At 53.0% G+C, this 17,451-nt stretch carries 15 protein-coding genes; 9 read left to right on the top strand and 6 right to left on the bottom strand.

Going from position 1 to position 17,451, the window contains the following annotated elements; genetic code table 11:
* Positions 1-10: 10 nt before the first annotated feature.
* Positions 11-760, bottom strand: a complete 750-nt coding sequence (locus FFS57_RS00925) for a substrate-binding periplasmic protein (protein ID WP_137935861.1) — start codon at positions 758-760, stop codon at positions 11-13.
* Between the two features lie 107 nt (positions 761-867).
* Between FFS57_RS00925 and FFS57_RS00920 the strand changes: the two genes are divergently transcribed.
* Positions 868-3,669, top strand: coding sequence for an ATP-binding protein (locus FFS57_RS00920; RefSeq protein ID WP_137935860.1), 2,802 nt, complete (start codon positions 868-870; stop codon positions 3,667-3,669).
* An 87-nt stretch (positions 3,670-3,756) separates the two neighbouring features.
* A complete protein-coding gene (locus FFS57_RS00915) occupies positions 3,757-4,227 on the top strand; it encodes a YehS family protein (RefSeq protein WP_137935859.1) in 471 nt (156 codons plus the stop codon).
* 299 nt (positions 4,228-4,526) lie between these two features.
* Here FFS57_RS00915 and FFS57_RS00910 read toward each other — a convergent pair whose 3' ends face one another.
* The 3 genes from FFS57_RS00910 to FFS57_RS00900 all read right to left on the bottom strand — a co-directional run bounded on the left by FFS57_RS00910 (position 4,527) and on the right by FFS57_RS00900 (position 6,583).
* The gene (locus FFS57_RS00910) at positions 4,527-5,597 is read right to left on the bottom strand and encodes a PA0069 family radical SAM protein (RefSeq protein WP_137935858.1); all 1,071 of its coding nucleotides are present in this window, start codon (positions 5,595-5,597) and stop codon (positions 4,527-4,529) included.
* A gap of 79 nt (positions 5,598-5,676) precedes the next feature.
* The gene (locus FFS57_RS00905) at positions 5,677-6,279 is read right to left on the bottom strand and encodes an alpha/beta hydrolase (protein WP_137935857.1); all 603 of its coding nucleotides are present in this window, start codon (positions 6,277-6,279) and stop codon (positions 5,677-5,679) included.
* Positions 6,272-6,583 (bottom strand): (2Fe-2S) ferredoxin domain-containing protein, encoded by a 312-nt coding sequence (locus FFS57_RS00900; RefSeq protein WP_137935856.1) that lies wholly within the window; start codon positions 6,581-6,583, stop codon positions 6,272-6,274. The genes FFS57_RS00905 and FFS57_RS00900 overlap by 8 nt, the downstream gene beginning before the upstream one ends.
* A gap of 145 nt (positions 6,584-6,728) precedes the next feature.
* On the opposite strand from FFS57_RS00900, the gene FFS57_RS00895 reads away from it, so the two are divergent.
* The 3 genes from FFS57_RS00895 (at position 6,729) to FFS57_RS00885 (ending at position 8,229) form a co-directional block, all read left to right on the top strand.
* Positions 6,729-7,094, top strand: coding sequence for a hypothetical protein (locus tag FFS57_RS00895; RefSeq protein WP_137935855.1), 366 nt, complete (start codon positions 6,729-6,731; stop codon positions 7,092-7,094).
* Between the two features lie 319 nt (positions 7,095-7,413).
* Positions 7,414-7,905, top strand: a complete 492-nt coding sequence (locus FFS57_RS00890; protein ID WP_137935854.1) for a hypothetical protein — start codon at positions 7,414-7,416, stop codon at positions 7,903-7,905.
* Between the two features lie 18 nt (positions 7,906-7,923).
* Complete coding sequence (locus tag FFS57_RS00885) at positions 7,924-8,229, top strand: hypothetical protein (protein WP_137935853.1); 306 nt, start codon at positions 7,924-7,926, stop codon at positions 8,227-8,229.
* A gap of 77 nt (positions 8,230-8,306) precedes the next feature.
* Here the strand turns inward: FFS57_RS00885 and FFS57_RS00880 are convergent, their stop codons facing one another.
* Positions 8,307-11,438: a glycoside hydrolase family 3 protein gene (locus FFS57_RS00880; protein ID WP_137935852.1), complete on the bottom strand. Its 3,132-nt coding sequence runs from the start codon at positions 11,436-11,438 to the stop codon at positions 8,307-8,309.
* Positions 11,439-11,751: 313 nt separating this feature from the next.
* On the opposite strand from FFS57_RS00880, the gene FFS57_RS00875 reads away from it, so the two are divergent.
* Positions 11,752-12,555 carry a hypothetical protein gene (locus FFS57_RS00875; protein ID WP_137935851.1) on the top strand — a complete coding sequence of 268 codons (804 nt, stop codon included), beginning with the start codon at positions 11,752-11,754 and terminating at the stop codon, positions 12,553-12,555.
* A 238-nt stretch (positions 12,556-12,793) separates the two neighbouring features.
* On the opposite strand, the gene FFS57_RS00870 is transcribed toward FFS57_RS00875, so the two are convergent.
* Entirely contained in the window at positions 12,794-13,798 is a 1,005-nt protein-coding gene (locus tag FFS57_RS00870) for a LacI family DNA-binding transcriptional regulator (RefSeq protein ID WP_137935850.1), read from the bottom strand.
* Positions 13,799-14,199: 401 nt separating this feature from the next.
* On the opposite strand from FFS57_RS00870, the gene FFS57_RS00865 reads away from it, so the two are divergent.
* The 3 genes from FFS57_RS00865 to FFS57_RS00855 all read left to right on the top strand — a co-directional run bounded on the left by FFS57_RS00865 (position 14,200) and on the right by FFS57_RS00855 (position 17,131).
* Positions 14,200-15,363 carry an ABC transporter permease gene (locus FFS57_RS00865; RefSeq protein WP_137935849.1) on the top strand — a complete coding sequence of 388 codons (1,164 nt, stop codon included), beginning with the start codon at positions 14,200-14,202 and terminating at the stop codon, positions 15,361-15,363.
* Positions 15,363-16,529 carry an ABC transporter permease gene (locus tag FFS57_RS00860; protein ID WP_137935848.1) on the top strand — a complete coding sequence of 389 codons (1,167 nt, stop codon included), beginning with the start codon at positions 15,363-15,365 and terminating at the stop codon, positions 16,527-16,529. The genes FFS57_RS00865 and FFS57_RS00860 overlap by 1 nt, the downstream gene beginning before the upstream one ends.
* Before the next feature lie 284 nt (positions 16,530-16,813).
* On the top strand, positions 16,814-17,131 hold the full coding sequence (locus FFS57_RS00855) for a hypothetical protein (protein ID WP_137935847.1): 318 nt from the start codon (positions 16,814-16,816) through the stop codon (positions 17,129-17,131).
* Positions 17,132-17,451 lie beyond the last annotated feature (320 nt).

The raw sequence follows: 17,451 nt of genomic DNA, 5'->3' as shown, positions 1-17,451 counted from the left end.
TATTCCGAAACTATTTGCTCGACATGGTAGACAGGTATTGCTGCTGCAATACAGTCAGTTCACCTTGTTGCTTAAGCTTGTCGAGCTGGTTTTGCAGCGCGTTCAACACATCACTTGCCGTATCCAGTCGGCACCCCAGGTAGGTTTCAACAGTAGCCAGCTTCAGCAGTTGCTTGATCGGCACATGCAAATCACGCGATTCATACTGTGCCACTACATCATGTACAGCCCACAGATCAAGCATGCCCTCCGAAAGCTTGCGCATATTGTTTTCCGATTTAGGATCTCCGAAATAAGGCAGACCCATCGTTTTCAAGGTCTGTTCCACCGCACTGCCAGCCAGTACGCCAATGCGATAGTTGCGAGCCTGGGCCGGATTCGTCAGTTGGATTGGATTGCTCTCCAGTGCAACCAGCACATGAGCACCGGTCAGGAATGGCCCAACCCAACTAAAACGGGCCTCACGTTCACTGGTACGCGTCATGGGAAAAACACAGCTGACGGTGCCCGTTTCCACCAACGCCATCGCACGCTTCCACGGCACGAGCTCCACCTGATGTGCATACCCAGCACGGGCAAATACCAAACCAACCGCGTCATAAACAATGCCAGACAGTTTGTCACCCTGCACGACCGTCATTGGCGGGTAATCCAGTGTAACCAGCTTGAGCACTTGCGGCGGGCCTGCCGAAGTCAACGGGGCCAACAACCATGCCACCCATAACAGCTTTTTCCACACAATGGCCTCGCTTGCATCCACAATGCATCAAAATCCGGAAACTTCGAATTTCACTATAGCAGTTGGTATTTTTCATATACGCCAAACTGAAAGTAACAGTCTATCCAAATCAGCTGATCGAACACATCATGTTCCACTTCCGCAAACTTGAAGTCATGCACTGGGATTTCTGGCAGCGTTTTTCGCTGCCGCTTGATGCCCAGATCATCACCATCATCGGCCCTAATGGCTCTGGCAAAACCACCCTGTTAGACGGATTGCGTACCTTGCTCGCCTTGAAGTGCTCAGGCAAGCGCGACTACAAGCGCTACGTTCGCAATGCCAAGGAGCCCGTCGCTTGGCTTCGTGGCGTCGTTGATAATGAACGTTCCACGTCCGGCCGGTATCCATTCTTCCCGTTTCTGGACAACCAGATCACCCTCGCCTGTCGCATCAAAAAGCAAGGGGGCGACTGGTCGCGACAGTACGCCATTTGCGAAGGGGATACGGCCATTGAGGACATCGAAGCGCGTGGTCAATGGCTTGGGGTGAATGACTACCGTCGCAGGCTGGAATCCGCTGGGTTGACACCTGCCATCGCCGAAGTACTGGCATTGGAGCAGGGTGACACCGACAAGCTATGTGAATACAGTCCGCGAACATTGCTGGACCTGGTCTTCCAAGTCTTCGGCGAAAAAGAAGTACTGGATAACTATCAGCAAGCCAAGCAGGAACAAAAGCAAGCAGAACGGGAGCTGGAAGAACTGGATGGTCGGCTGGCCAAACTGGGTGCCACCTTGGAAAGCCTGACGGGCAAAGCCAACCGTTACCTTGAATGGCAGCACCTGACAGCCGAGCGAGCCCAACTCGAGGCAGAAATCCTACCCCGCCTGGAGCTACATGAGCTGATCCATTCACTCCTTCATGCTCGAGGCCAAAATCTTGGCGCCCGTCGCCATCTACGTGAAAAACAACTAGCGATGGAAGACGGACAGAGCAAGTTGCATGACATCGAGCAGCAACTGCATGAAGCCGGCCCCGCATTAGCGCGTGCCAAGCTGGGGCAGACTGAAGCCAATAGTCAGTTCATGAAGTTACGTGAAGAAATTCGCGGCTTTGAAGTCAAGCTGAACGAACAGGCAAAGCTGCAGGAAATGGCACGTGCACAAGGTGGTGACCTGACTTCGGAAATTGACGAGCTGGGCCAGAAACGTACCGAGTTTGCGTCACTGCATGCTGACCTGAAGCGCATGAAGAAAGAACGCGAAGAGACCGTTACCCTTGCCAACGCCTTACGTGGCGGCCAACAGCCCAATTTTACCTTTGTCGAACGCTTCCGCGCCGCACTAGATGAAACAGGTATTCGCCATGAAATGCTGGCAGACATCGTCGAGGTCAGCGATCCAAGCTGGCAAGGTGCAGTGGAAGCCATGATGGCACCATTCAAGCATGTAGTGCTATTGAAACGACCTGAAGATAAAGCTCGCGCTTGGGCGTTAGGTGAGAAACTGCAATACCGACACTTTGTCGTCGCGGAGCGCCAAACCCCGCCACGTGCAGAGCGAGGCTCTGTACTGGAAGTGGTTAACTTCAATGCAGACACACCCGATTGGCTGATTCGCCAACTCAACCGAGTGCAACGTGTCGAAGACGCTGCCGCTGGCGCCAAAATGGGTAGCGACACCGAATGGATCACTCGTGAGGGCTTTCACCGCGAACGACGTGGTGGGCGCTTCATTGGTGTGGCAGCTCATGAATACCACTTTGGCGAGGCAGCACGCAAGTCGCGTCGTGCCGCGCTCGAAGAAGATGTCGAGCGCATCGATACCCAAATCGAACAACTCGAACGCCGTTTGGAACCGCTCGCCAACCGCATTGGCATGTTACAAGCCAAAGTAGCGGGGGTCGATGCCGCCAACATGCTGGCAGCCCGGGCAGACGAATTCAAACTTGCCCAAGACAGCCTGCAGGCCTACAAAGAAAAAGCACTGGCCGCCAGTGATCAGTTGATTGCTGCCAACCAAGCCTTTGAACAGGCTCAGGAGCACCGGAATAAACTGGAACTCCGCCAAAGTCAGTTAGCCGACCGAGCCCAGCAAATACGCATCGAAGTTGAGCGGCTTCGGGCTGCAGGTATCGCTCATCGTCGCGAGCAGGTCGAACGCTATCAAGCCATCAGAGCCATGCGCGAGCGCATGCCCGCACATTGGACAGACCGGGCTGGCCGGACACAGCTCAAGCAAACCTGGGAAACGCTGGGCGCAGTACGCCGCCGCATGGATGAAATCGATCGCCGCTTCGAGTATGAAGCCTGGGAAACCGACGACAGCGTGATTGAACGACGCGATAAGCTGCAGGCCGATTTCAATGCATTGGAATTCCAGACCGCGGCTCGACAACGAGAATTCGATCGAGCCGGTCAGCTATGTGATGACGCACGCGGTGCCTACATCAATGTTTTGCGCAATACCGTCCGACGCTACGCCAAAAATATCCGCTCACTGGGCGAACTGGCTGGCATTGAAGTACACGCCGATACCCCGCATCTGGAAAACGACGATATCGTCCTGGCGCAAGCTGGCCTGACCGTTCAATTCAACTTTGATCGAAAAGGCATGATGGGCCTCAACGACGGGGAAGCATCCGGTGGTCAACAAGTCATGAAATCACTGATCCTGCTGATCGGCATGATGATGGACGATGCCCGACCTGGCGGCTTTGTATTTATTGACGAACCATTTGCCCATCTGGACATCTTCAACATCGATAAAGTCGCCAGCTTTCTGAAAGCCACTCAAGCGCAATATCTAATCACCAGCCCGACCACACACAATGTCAATGTATTCGAACCGTCTGAACTGACCCTGGTCACCCGTAAAAAACAACCTGGGGAAGGCTATGCCCAACCGATCATGGTGACCGTACGCGAACGTCCGATAGCAACCGCGTAGCCAGATCTACAATTATGCCCAGCACACACTCGCTGGCCAACTAACCCGCAGCCTGCCAGCCTAGCAGGCTACTGAATGGATCACCTCATGAACAACAACGATGTATTACGCAGCCTGCGCTATGCTATGGATCTGGCTGATCACAAAATCATCGACATGATCAAAGCCGGACATGGCTCAGACCTTGATAAAGCCACCGTGCAAGCCATGCTGAAACTGGAAGACGAAACCGGCTTCCTCGCTTGCAACAATACTCAACTCAACGCCTTCCTTGACGGACTGATCCTGGATCGTCGCGGCCCCAGCGATCGCAACACAGAGCCTAAAACCACGTTGCAACGGATGACACATAACCTGATCCTGAAAAAGCTGCGCATCGCGTTTGAATTGAAAGAGACTGATCTGGTGGAGATCATGCAACTGGCTCAGTTCCAGATCAGCAAACCAGAGCTGAACGCCCTGTTCCGCAACCCTGGCCATAAGAATTATCGCGCCTGCGGTGACCAGTTTTTGCGGAATTTCTTAAAAGGGTTGACCATGCGTATACGGGGAAAATGATAATAATGAGTCATTGTGGATGAAAAACCACTCAAACTCGCATACAACCAAGCAGAGCCATGTTGCTCTGCGGCATACCGGATACCCGGCAACCGTCAGGCCATCAGAAGATGGCTGATGTGGACACATAAGGACAATCAAGTGCCATTCGACTACATTCTATATTTCACCTGCAGCACACAGTCTTTACTTGAGGCCCATGCCATGATGGGCAGAACACATTCAACTTAAGCGTCACTTAAGTGTATTAGCCCTGAACAAACTCGCCTCTGCACACACTTTCAATTCAACATTCAAGACTATTCAAACAAATCAAGCTGAGTTCCGTGCCCGGGAACGTGAAAATTGGATACATCCAGATCCAACCGGCGTCGACCCAGACTGTTTCTACGGCAAGCCAGCTCGAAACGGTTGCGAAGCAGCTGGGCGAAGATGCCGGTACCTCGCATACGTTCACCGAAACGAGAAACGTTTTCCTGGCCACCGCGCATCTGACGGATCAGACTCATGACATGTTCAGCCCGCTGTGGAAAATGGCGGGCCAGCCAATCCTTGAACAGTTCATTGATCTCCAGTGGCAGACGCAGGATGATGTAGCTGGCCATGCCAGCACCTGCTTCTGCAGCTGCAGATACGACCGTTTCAATCTGGTGATCAGTCAAGGCCGGGATGACAGGTGAGCACAGGACACCCACCGGGATACCTGCCTGGGACAAATTACGTACTGCTTGTAAACGGCGGTGCGGTGCACTGGCACGAGGCTCCAGCACCCTGGCCACATCGGCTTCCAACGTACAAAGCGAGATATAGACCTGTACCAGTTGTTGCTCGGCCAACGGCTTGAGCAAGTCCAGATCCCGTTCGACCAATGCATTCTTGGTAATGATCACCAATGGATGACGGTGAGCCAACAGCACTTCGATCACCGACCGGGTCAACCCCAGCTTGCGCTCCAGAGGTTGATAGCAGTCGGTGTTTGAGCCCAGGCAAATTGGCTCGCATTGATAACCAGGGCGGGCCAATTCAACACGTAAACGCTCAGGTAAACCTCGTCGTGCGACGATCTTGGTTTCAAAATCCAACCCTGGTGAGTAGCCCCAATAGGCATGGCTGGGGCGCGCATAGCAGTAGATGCAGCCATGTTCACAACCATGATAAGGGTTAATGGATTGAGAGAAGTAGATGTCCGGGGAATTGTTACGAGTGATGGCGGATTTGGCATCCTGCCAGATCAGTTCGGTTGGTAGTGGGGGCGGATCATCGATGTCGCCCGGCCAATCGGGTACCACCGCTTCGCGTGTGAGTCGATCGAAGCGGATGAGGGGATTGTAGGCCGTGCCACGGCCTTTGATGGAATCATGGCTTGACATGACTGTATTTTAGTACAGTCAACATCAAAACGATAGTACCAAATAGAGATAAGGCGATACTTCCATCGCCCTATTTGCTTTACCACATTCGATCGATCACATCTGCCAACTGAGTCAATTTGCCATGAAAGAAATGACTGCATCCTGGCACCACCACCACGGGTAATGCTTGGGGACGAGCCCAATCCAGCACATCGGCCAGAGGGATGACCTCGTCCTCTTCGCCGTGAATGACCAAGGTATCCTTCGGCACCTCAGGTACTGGAAAACGCTTGCAAGCAGGGCCCGCCAGAATCAGCTTCTCTGCTTCCACACGCTGCCGTGCTTGCGATGCCACATGGGTACCGAACGAGAAACCACCCAGCACCAGCGGCAGATCGCCTTGCTGAGCTTTGGCATAGTCAATCACGGCCACTACATCATCGGTTTCGCCGTTACCCCAGTCATATTCACCAATGCTCTGCCCTACCCCGCGGCAGTTGGGCAGATAAGCCATATAGCCGCGACGCGCAATGACCTTAGCCATCATCTGCACCACTTTATTGGTGTTGGTGCCACCCTGTGTCGGGTTAGGATGAATCAGTACCGCAATCCCCAGCACATCGCTAGGCGGTGGGATAACGATGGTTTCCAGTTTGCCGACTGGGCCGTCGATCCATTCAATCTGTTGCTGCTTAATCAAGTTTCAATCGCTCCACAATGCGACCATGGACAATATGTTCGTCAATGATCTCGTCAATATCTTCCTTGTCAAAGAAGGTGTACCAGACCGCTTCCGGATAAACCACCATCACGGGTCCCTGATCACAACGATCCAGACAACCAGCCTTGTTGATGCGGCATTTGCCCTGCCCTTTCAAGCCCAGCTTGGAGACACGATCCTTGGCATAAGCCTGCAGTTCCGATGCGCCACGGGCATTACAACAGGTTTCGCCTTCCGCGCGCTGATTGGTACAGAAAAACACATGGTGTTTGAAATAGCTCATGATCGGCACCGTCAAAGTAAAGAGAGATTATGCATGGAAACCTACTTGGTCCGCATCTGTGGATGTCCTGGCGGGATGCCTTGGTCTTCAGGGGTTATGATTCTATATTTAAGTACATGGCGATACGGTTTAGCAGGAGGCAAAGATGTCAGCGCAAGCAAACCCGTCGAATGACGACCTGTCGCTAGGTTATCTCGTCTACCTGTACCTATGGCCATTCTGGATGTTCAAGGATGTACAGCGAGGTAATGCCCTGGAGCGGGCCGCAGCCTTTCGCCATAACCGTGAACGCCGCATCTATCTGCCAGCTTATTTGCTGAAATGGAGCCTGCTGTTCGTGCTGTCAGTTGCTGCCATATCGTTGGTGGAGCAAGCAGGTCTGCAGAATCTGGAATGGCGTACAGCTTGCCTGATGCTGGCCTGTTCCACAGGCATCTTTGCCGCTTGTGCGTTTGTCGTAATGACACAAATTACGGTTGCGTATCTGTTCTTATGCCGCTGGGAGCAATGACATACGGGCGCGACCGGTCAACGGCAAGGCATTACATCCCATAAATCACATATTAATTAGGCGCGCCCGCAACAATTCCAACGCATTTGGTCTCATCAGAAATCAGGCGCAATACCGAATCAGCACATTCTTTCATGTGCACACACACATCTTGTTGCAACCTCCTTCAAGGCGGATTACCGTAAGTTATCATGCGTGCCAGACCGGTACTGTAGTCAATCCTTCCATCACGAATCTTGCCAAGCCTTTAGCTGTACATCACCCATCTTGATGGTCTGACTGCGAGCGTTCATCCTGCCCTTCTGCCTGGGAGCCATTCGTGCCTAACCTGAACCAATTCAAAACACTGACAGAGTTAAGCGAGATCATCCAGCAACTGCGCGGTATCGAAAAGAAATTGTTCCTTGCCCGCCCTGTCAAACGCGGTGAACACCCCACACTGTATGCCAATGCAACCGATGGCAAATACCGTACGGTTTGTGGCGTGCGAGTGTGCGATTATCAACTGTCGACAGACGAGCAATGGGTGGAGGCCAACGAGCAGATGGGCTTGTCGTTCTCAGGAGACTGGCAACACTTGAAAGGTGTCCACAAGATGGTATCGCGGTATGCCGATGCGCCAGTCGATGTATTCTGGGTACTGGGTGAAGCCAACCTGCCACCTGGCATGGCTTTCAAGCCTGATCTGGCAAAGAAGGGCCATTACTTTCTGGCAGTGGTCGAGCGCATGAAATTGAGCACGCTGATCACCAATCTGGAGCTGATTGCCCATAGAATGTCAAAGATTGAGCATGTCACGCTCGATGAGTAAGCCTATCAGGAATCCCCCATGATCAAATTTGAACGCTACCCCCATGTGAACGCATTGTTGGCGCATTACGCCGATGCGCTGAATGATGATGCCGTTCGCCAATTGTTGGCGAATGATGTGAAGACCGAAGACGATGCCTTTCGCCTTGCCCGCTTCGTGTGGGCGATGGTGGATGCCATGCGTGCTGATCACGATGCGAATCGTACCGTGTTGGGCCGGGTGGACAATGGCGACATGCTGCCGGACGTGCATTATGAAGTCAGCCTGTATCTGACCTTGGCCGGGTTTGAAGAGGTGTGGAATCAGGTGACAGACGAAGCCTGACGTATTCAAAAAAGTGGCCCCTTTCGGGGCCGGTCAAATCAGCACTGCTTGTGTACTTTAACGATACCTGCCGGTGCTTACTGCAGCATGCGAATATTTCGCAACTGGTAAGCCACACCTTGCTGTTCATCCCATTTCGGCAAGGTACCAAATGGCATGCCGACGTTTTGCAATGTGAAGCAGGCAGTAGCAGCTAACAGTAGCTGCGGAATCGGCACCGATACCGACTGCCAGCTGCCAACTACAGGGCGGCCAAATAGATAATCCCCGGTATTGCAATTATTGCCGGGGCTTTCCATTTTGACCGTCAGACCCGCGCTGTTACTACCATAACTTTCCACCAGAATGTCGAACGTCAGCTTGCCCTGAGCAAAGTTACTGAGGTTGACTGGGTTGCCGGTCAGGTAGAACAGGCCGTTGCCACCATCTGCCTTGAAGCTCAATCGCAACTCACCCCCTGCCTGCACCACGTGTTCAACATGGGTCCCGTTGGTGGACCAACTGCCAGATGCAAAACCACTGGCAGGCTGGCCATTGGTGAACACGTTGTATTGCGGGCCAGGTATAGGGTCAGGATAGCTGGGTGGGGGTGGTACCAGTTCAGAGCATGCGACCGCATCGGCATCCTTGCCTGCATTAGGTACCCAACGGATATCGGCAAACGCTGCGATAAACGCTTTGTCGGTGAATATCAGCAATGGTGTGTCAATCGTGGCGAAGTCCGTCCCTTTCTGAGAGAAGCACGCCAGTGGTATTTTCACTTTATGCTTCTGGCGGTCAGCCAATCGTTTGAACACGTTGGTTGCATCCACCTCGCCGACACAAGGGTACTTACAGTCCACCCGCACTTTCACCAGACCATCCGGCGCTTTTTCGACAATACTGTCAAATACCAACGCCGAATCAGCATTCAGATAATCCTGCCGATCCACCGTTTCTTTTGACTGCGCATAGAACTGGCCGGGGCCATTGCCATTCCAGGTGATCTTTTTCGCATCCTGCTGGATGTTGACCTGCGTAGTTTCCGCCTTCAGGTTGCCATGGGTGATCACCGCATTCGGATCGTTCCCCAATGCCGTGCCACCCCAGTTTTCCGGCGAACCGATATATAGTGCATAGGGTGGTTTGTCAGTCTGCTTGAACACCTCCAGGTCTTCCGTCGCCTTGCCACCGCCACCATCCGTTTGACCGCAGCCCAGTACCGGTGCCGTTTCATCCAACTGGCCCAGGTGGGAAGGCTTGCCATAGCTCAAGCCAAAACCATACGCAAACAGCGGTGAATAGCCTACATCACCCCAATTCAGCGGCACTTGGCAGGCCGTTTTAGGCCAAGAATAAGATAAGCGACCCGTAAACGGCTTGTTAATGATGCCTGCCGCGTTTCGGAACAACACATCTGCCACACCTTTGCCTTCCGTACCGGGCAATGCGGCCATCACAAAGGCATCTGAGCGGTTCAGTTCTTTATTGACCCACACCGGGCGACCCGATACCAATACCGTCACCACCGGCACGCCTTTACCCGCTACATTGTTCAATACCGCCAAGTCTTCCGGATAACGGCGGGCGTGTTCCAGAGTACCGGTCCTGCCGATATCCCCAACCCCTTCCGCATAAGGTGTTTCGCCTATCACTGCAATCACCGCCTTGTAACCGCTAACGTCCACACCTTGCCCGGTCTGACTATAGGTCATGTTGCCAGCACCGGCCGCTTCCTGGATGCCTGCCAGAATGGTATCGGCATTGGGAAAATCCGCATTGGTATTGCCTGTGCCCTGCCAGCTCAGTGACCAACCACCAGTCTGATTGGTCAGGTTGTCGGCCGATTTGCCCACTACCAGAATCTTTTCGCCCCGTTTCAATGGCAGCACGCCACCATTGTTCTTTAGTAGTACCAGTGATTTCTGCACGGCTTCACGCGCCAGTACACGATGTACCAGCGCCTTGCTGTCCCCAGCCCCCAACCGTTTGGATGGCATGGGTGCCTTGAACAAACCGGCCCGCATTTTGACACGCAGAATCCGCGTCACCGCATCGTCGATCCGCGCCATTGGAATCTCACCCTTGCGCACCTGATCAACTGTGTTTTCAATGAACAGCTTCCAGTCATCTGGCACCATCACCATGTCAATGCCCGCATTAATCGCTTGGGCACAGCGATAGTTGGAGCAACCTGGCACTTGGGCAACGCCATTCCAATCACTGACCACAAAGCCGTCAAAACCCATTTTGTTTTTCAGTACGTCGGTCAGCATGGTTTTACTGCCATGCATTTTGCCTTCGCGGATACCGGCCGCTTCGTTGGTCCAACTGTTGAACGATGCCATCACCGTTTGTGCGCCGGCAGCCAAAGCCGTGTAATAGCCCTGGCCATGAATATTGATCATGTCGCGCTTGCTGGCCATGGTCACGCCCTGATCCTTGCCCTGATCAGTGCCGCCATCGCCCATGAAATGCTTAGCAGTCGCAATGACCGATTGACTGCGATGGAAATCGCCTTGCAAACCTTTCACCATCGGCCACGCCAGCCGACGCACCAGATAAGGATGCTCACCATAACCCTCGTAAGTACGGCCCCAACGGTCATCACGTACCACTGCCAGTGTTGGAGCAAAAGTCCAATCGATCCCGGTCGCCACCACCTGCTGAGCTGTGGCTAGCCCAATTCGATAAATCAAGTCCGGATCATTAGCGGCCCCCAACCCAATATTGTGTGGGAACAAGGTCGCGCCATAGACGTTGCCATGACCATGCACCGCATCCGTCCCCCAAATGACGGGAATCTTCACCCGGCCATTGGTAGTCATCGACGCCTGCCAGTAGGCATCAGCCAAGGCCAGCCAGTCTGCAACCGTGGCCCGCTTGTTGTTACCAGGCCACGAGCCCCCGCCATTCAACACAGAGCCGATGTAATAGCGGCGGACCTCATCCGGTGTAATAGCCTTGATCTCGGGCTGAGTCATCTGCCCAACTTTCTCCTCCAGTGACATGCCTGCAGCAATACGCGCAATCTCGGCTTCAATTTGTGGGTCTTGGCGAATGCTGCTGGGTATCCGCGGCCAGTCATTGAACTGACCGGCAGGTAAGCGGTGTTCAATATCCGGGACATTGGCTCCCGGCTGCCACTCCTCTTCACATGCAGCCAACCCAGCTACGCTCGCTATTGCCAGCAACAGGGCCAACCGACCTGGCGAAAACTGCAGTTTCATATGCCTCTCCTTTCGATGGATATTGCCGAGTGGCTTATTCGGGATCACACCCACCCTCACAAATACTGCGCTGGGCAAGCATGCCTCCCGCATCACGCTGCATATTGAATATGCTCACCGGCTTCGTTTTCATCATTCCTTATTTTTGCTTACTTATACCTTACCAATGAAAACGTTTACAATTTATCGATCAATTTAAGAACAAATGCAAGTACATCTGCAGCCAACCATATGGAACGACAGCAGGACGCCAGTTTTCGCTGTCAGATCACGCTGATTTCTCTATACTTCCCGCTTTTTAACCTGCCCTGCCATGAACCACGATTTCCTGATCCGCACCACCAATCGGCTCGCTATCTACTCGATCTTTGTGCTGTTGTACTGGGTGTTTGTGTTCATGCTGATCACCATTTTCGATCTGAAGATCTTCAGGGAACGTACCACTGAAAGCTTCTTCATCAGCCTGCTGGGCATCTTCGCCATGTTGGGTGGGGCTGTTGTATTGAACGTGATGTCGAATCTGTCAAAGATTTCAGCCGCCATTGCAGACAAGCCAGGCCAAGCACCAGTGATACAGGTAGGGTCCCGCCGTCAATGGCTATGGGTGGCGTTGTCGTTTCCTATACTGGCTGCAGCCTTGCTGGGTGGCGACGCGTTGTCGGCCCAGCACAAGAAAAACCTGCTGATCCACGCCGCCGAAAAGCTGATTGAGGAAAACCGTAACGAGCTCGCAACGCTGGCCCACTATGAGTTTACTCAGGCCTATATCGACAAGGCTGACGACGTCCTTGGTACCATTCAGCGCATTGACAGCAACCTGCCACAAGTCACCTTGATCATGCCGGACGAGATTGCCGGGAAGCGGGTGTTTTTATCATTTGGCGATAAATCTTATGCCAGTGAAAGCAACAAGAAACCTGAGAAAAAACGATTTATCGAGCCTAGAACCAAAGACGAACGGGACTACCTGATGGCCGTCTTCAATCATCAATATGACGGCGTACGATTTGAGGCCGAACGTGGCAACTATCGGCTGTACTTTCCCACCACTATCGCCAACAAGCGGGTGGTGATGTATTTCACCGACTATCAGCAATATGGGAAATTAGGTTCCTGACACCTGCTCACGCTCTTGGCAAGTGCGTTTCAATGGGGTGAAATGCGATGTAAATTGGTGTTTATGTAACATCCAGTAAGATGGTTGAGCAATACATGGGCTCTGATAGCACACATAACAAGATTGCAGAGCGGCCCACAACCTCGCTGGCATTGCACCCAACCGCCGTCGCCATCTGCAGTAATCAAGTCAACACAACCACACCTACCAAAGCAGGTGTGGTGATCGCAAGTCACGATCAATCGGAAATCACGGCGACCGACTCCCGCAAGGCCAATCGAGGCTGAATGACGTGGCTATCATCCGTCATTGCCTCGCGCTTGGCCAAACGCAGCGCCAGCGTACCCGCAGTACGGCCAATGGTATCAATCGGCTGATGGACTGTGGTCAACCGGGGCGACACCAGGTCGGCGAACTCAACGTCGTCAAAACCCATGACCGCCATATCGGCCGGGACGGCAATCTGGCGGCGCTTGCAGTAATCCAGCACACCTAACGCTGTCTGATCGTTGAAACAAAAAACGGCGGTAGGCGGTTTGGACAACGCCAAAAAGGCTTCAGCCCCGGCTAACCCAGATTCCGGTCCAAAAATCCCTTCGAATACATAGTTGTCCGGCAACGGTAAGCCGGCTTTGGTCATGGCATCACGCATGCCACGCAGGCGATCCATGCTTTCCGGGTTGTTATGTGGACCAGTCACTGCCGCTATCCGGCGATGACCTTGCTCGATCAAATGGCTGACCGCCATGAAAGCCCCCTGGTAATTGTCCACCACAACACAGCGGTGCTCATAGCCCGGCACCAGGCGGTGAATGATCAGTATATTCGGGTGGGTTTCCAACAGGTTGACCAGCGTCTCATGCTCCAGCGCACCAGGGGTAACGATGATGGCATCGCAGGATCGTTGCTTGAGAAAACTAAGGGCAGCCAGTACCTCTGCCTGGGTGCAGTTGCCACAACTGACTACCAAGTGACTGCCGCCAGCGCGGACAGTATGTTCAACCGCGCTGATGAGTGGGGCGAAGAAAGCGCCAGAAAGTTGAGGGATGATCAATCCGATGCAGCCAGTACGCCGTGTCACCAACGATGCCGCCAGGGCATTGCGGGAAAACGACAGCTCCTGCATGACTGCTTCCACTCGCTTGCGAGTGGGCTCCTTGACCTTGTCAGGTTCGTTGATCACACGTGACACGGTTGCTATCGACACATTAGCGTGCCGCGCGACATCTTTGATTGTTGCCATACACCTACAGTTTGTTGATATCGCCGCAGCGATCGGTTGAAACACCCAATGACAGGGCAAGTATCTGGAACATCGACCTGGGTAGGTACACCAGCACAACCTTGTCAGGGTGGTTTTTGACCGCCCTGCGTGTTGCCTAGCTTGAACGATAGCCTTAGCTAACACACAACGCAATCAGGTATCCCACCCAGATGTAGACTGTGTTGCAGGTCGGAACTACTTGTTGCAATGCATCAATCCGGCCCGCTGCTACTTGAAAAACAGCTGGATATGGTGTCCAGTCATCCATCCGCTACCGATATCACATCAGCGCCCAGCCACGCGGGGCTCGTCTGATGTAAGCTTGCAGCTGTGGTGTAATCGTCGTCCTCCCCAACAGCACAGGCAACAGAGACCGAACCATGTTCCTTTTCTTTGTGCGCATGTCGTTTCGCAACGCGTTTCGGCACCGACTCCGGGCAACCTTGACCACATTGGGCATCGTGGTAGCGATTCTGTCGTTCGGTTTGCTTCGCACGGTGGTGGATGCCTGGTACTCGGGGGTTGACGCCGCCTCCGACGCACGCTTGGTCACACGCAACGCCGTCTCGCTGGTATTCCCACTACCGCTGGCATACAAAGACCGCATTCGCCAGGTTGATGGTGTTGAGACTGTGTCATGGACCAACTGGTTCGGTGGCATCTATATCGACGAATCAAATTTCTTCCCGCAGTTTGCGGTGGATGCCCCCAGTTACTTCGCGCTATACCCTGAACTTGTCTTCAATGGTGATGAATATCGGACCTTTCTTCGAGACAAGCGTGGTGCAGCAGTCGGCCGAAAATTAGCGAACCGCTTCGGCTGGAAGGTAGGTGATGTCGTGCCATTGCGAGGCACCATCTACCCCGGCAATTACCAATTTGTGATCCGTGCAATTTTTGATGGTAAACAAATCAATACCGACACCAACATCTTCTATTTCCACTGGAGCCTGGCCAATGACCGACTGGAACAGCTGGCCCCTGGCCGCAGCAATCGGGTAGGTGCATTTGTCATGGGCATTGATGACCCTACCAACGCGGCGCCGGTCTCCACCGCAATTGATAAGGAATTCAAAAACTCACTGGCCGAAACTCTGACTGAAACCGAAAAAGCCTTTCAACTTGGCTTTGTGGCCATGCTGCAAACCGTGGTGGATGCCATCAAGCTGGTATCGTATGTGGTGATCTTGATCATCATGGCGGTCGTAGCCAATACCATGGCAATGTCAGCCCGTGAACGCACCGCCGAATACGCCACCATGAAAGCGCTGGGCTTTTCACCCACGGCGATCCGTAGCCTCATCGCGATGGAATCGCTGATGTTGGTAGCGGTGGGTGCCGGGCTGGGCATTCTGTTGACCGGGCCACTGGTTGTTGCGTTTTCCAAACCTGTATCAGCATTTTTCCCGGTATTCAATATCTCTGACGAAACTCGCCTGTTGCAGTTGGGTGGTGCCATGACCATTGCTGTCATGTCTGCGTTACTGCCTGCATGGCAAGCCGGGCGGGTACGGATTGTGGATGGCTTGAGAAAGTTGGTGTGATGAAGATTCCATTACGCTACATTGCACGCAACCTGATGGTACGAAAACTGACCACCCTGTTTACCGCTTCTGGCATGGGTATGGTGGTATTCGTGTTTGCCTCGGTGTTGATGATGTCCAATGGACTGAAACAGACGCTGATCCAGACTGGCAGTTACGATAACGTAGTCATGATTCGCACCTCATCGCAAACCGAGGTGCAAAGCGGGGTATCACGTGAACACGCCAGTATCGTCGAATCCAGCCCCTTGATCGCCATCGGCCGCGATGGCCAGCCGATGCTCTCCAAAGAAGCAGTGGTACTGATTACCCTGCCCAAGCGTACAACCGGTATCGCCGCCAACGTAGTAACCCGTGGGGTGCTGCCAGTAGGCCTGACACTGCGGCCACAAGTCAAGTTATCTGCTGGACGGATGTTCCGACCTGGCAGCAATGAGGTCATTGTCGGCAAATCCATTACCGAAAAGTTCAATGGGGCCAACATAGGAGAGTCACTACGTTTTGGCGGACGCGACTGGCTGATCGTTGGGCAGTTTGATGCAGGACAGACTGGCTTCAGCTCCGAGATTTGGGGCGACCGGGACCAAATGATGCAAGCCTTTCGTCGAACCATGTATTCCGCCGTGATTGCCAAACTGGTTGATAGTGAACGCTTTGAGCAATTGAAGACAGATATCGAAGGCAACCGCCAGCTCACGCTGGAAATCAAACGTGAAACCCGCTTCTATGCCGATCAATCCGAACAGATCGCCCTATTCATCAACATCCTTGGAATGACCATCTCCATCATCTTCTCCATCGGCGCCATGATTGGTGCAGCCATCACCATGTATTCCTCTGTCGCCAATCGCATCGGTGAAATCGGTACCTTGCGTGCACTGGGTTTCAAACGCAGCAGTGTGCTGGCCGCCTTCATGCTCGAATCCATGTCGCTGGCGCTATTGGGTGGCGTCATGGGACTGTTGCTTGCATCTACCTTGCAATTTCTGTCGCTCTCAACCACCAACTTTCAGACATTTTCAGAATTGGCATTCAGCTTTGAATTAAGCACAGGTATTGTATTTCAGTCGCTGTTCTTTGCATTATTGATGGGGCTGGTAGGCGGTTTTCTGCCAGCGGTGCGAGCTGCACGCATGAAAATTGTCGATGCCTTGCGAGAAGCCTGATACCCGCCACCTGCATTTACCCTCTGCATTTACCCTTGGTTTGCTCCTCGACCAAACACCATCAATCAATATGATTTTCAATGTAACTCAATGACTTGCACTATGATGCAAGAATACATTGCACATCGTTACCCATACACGAATACAGTTGTCTTTCGGCGACCACCCGCTCAAAATAGAGCATTAGCTCTGTCGATCCCACCGCCAACTGCCAGGGGAACACAATGAAAACAGCACAGTCATCCCGAACATCACAATCACAAGACCCACCCGAGGAGGATCGCATGTCGAGCGAGGCGGACATCACCTTGAAAATCAACAGCCAAGAAGCTGGCATCATTGATCTGTGCCGCAAATACTGGCTGGTGACCAACCCGCCCAACTTCCGCTATTCAGTCGAACAGTTAGCTGACGAATTCGGCTTGGATGTCAAAGCCATTCACAAAGTCGTCGGCCACTATTGCTGCGCCCTGGGTGAAGAAACACATTGCGCGGTGTGCAACAAAGCCATCATCTACCGCAACCGCACCACCTATAAGCAAGTAAAGAGCTATTTGCTGTCTGATTGGGTATGTCGAGATTGCTTTAACAAGGCACATTGAATTAAGCGATCAAGCTGGCCACTTAGTCAATCAAGTCAAAACAAAATATCAGATCCCCGAATTGACATCTTATCCTTGACCGACGCCATCAAAGACACCAACCCATACGCTACAACCTAGATGCCTGATATGTCACATTTGAGTACAACGGCGGAGATGCTGGACACCATGTCCATCGAGTTGTGACGAATGCTGACTGAGGTGCATGGGTCAGACAAATCGGCGAAGTGCGCTGTTACACTTAACTACATGCCACTGGCAAGTTCAATCCCGCCCTCCCCCATCCGTCCCAACACCACCTATATTGAAGGCATACCCCA

This window comes from Chitinivorax sp. B, assembly GCF_005503445.1.
GTDB lineage: Bacteria > Pseudomonadota > Gammaproteobacteria > Burkholderiales > SCOH01 > Chitinivorax.
This window is presented reverse-complemented; position numbering and strand designations above follow the sequence as displayed.

Excerpts from the sequence above, each read along its gene's own strand:
- FFS57_RS00855 (WP_137935847.1), top strand. The coding sequence starts at position 16,814 with ATGTCGAGCGAGGCGGACATCACCTTGAAAATCAACAGCCAAGAAGCT.
- FFS57_RS00915 (WP_137935859.1), top strand. The coding sequence starts at position 3,757 with ATGAACAACAACGATGTATTACGCAGCCTGCGCTATGCTATGGATCTG.
- FFS57_RS00860 (WP_137935848.1), top strand. The coding sequence starts at position 15,363 with ATGAAGATTCCATTACGCTACATTGCACGCAACCTGATGGTACGAAAA.
- FFS57_RS00900 (WP_137935856.1), bottom strand. The coding sequence starts at position 6,583 with ATGAGCTATTTCAAACACCATGTGTTTTTCTGTACCAATCAGCGCGCG.
- FFS57_RS00870 (WP_137935850.1), bottom strand. The coding sequence starts at position 13,798 with ATGGCAACAATCAAAGATGTCGCGCGGCACGCTAATGTGTCGATAGCA.
- FFS57_RS00875 (WP_137935851.1), top strand. The coding sequence starts at position 11,752 with ATGAACCACGATTTCCTGATCCGCACCACCAATCGGCTCGCTATCTAC.
- FFS57_RS00920 (WP_137935860.1), top strand. The coding sequence starts at position 868 with ATGTTCCACTTCCGCAAACTTGAAGTCATGCACTGGGATTTCTGGCAG.
- FFS57_RS00865 (WP_137935849.1), top strand. The coding sequence starts at position 14,200 with ATGTTCCTTTTCTTTGTGCGCATGTCGTTTCGCAACGCGTTTCGGCAC.
- FFS57_RS00880 (WP_137935852.1), bottom strand. The coding sequence starts at position 11,438 with ATGAAACTGCAGTTTTCGCCAGGTCGGTTGGCCCTGTTGCTGGCAATA.
- FFS57_RS00910 (WP_137935858.1), bottom strand. The coding sequence starts at position 5,597 with ATGTCAAGCCATGATTCCATCAAAGGCCGTGGCACGGCCTACAATCCC.
- FFS57_RS00885 (WP_137935853.1), top strand. The coding sequence starts at position 7,924 with ATGATCAAATTTGAACGCTACCCCCATGTGAACGCATTGTTGGCGCAT.
- FFS57_RS00895 (WP_137935855.1), top strand. The coding sequence starts at position 6,729 with ATGTCAGCGCAAGCAAACCCGTCGAATGACGACCTGTCGCTAGGTTAT.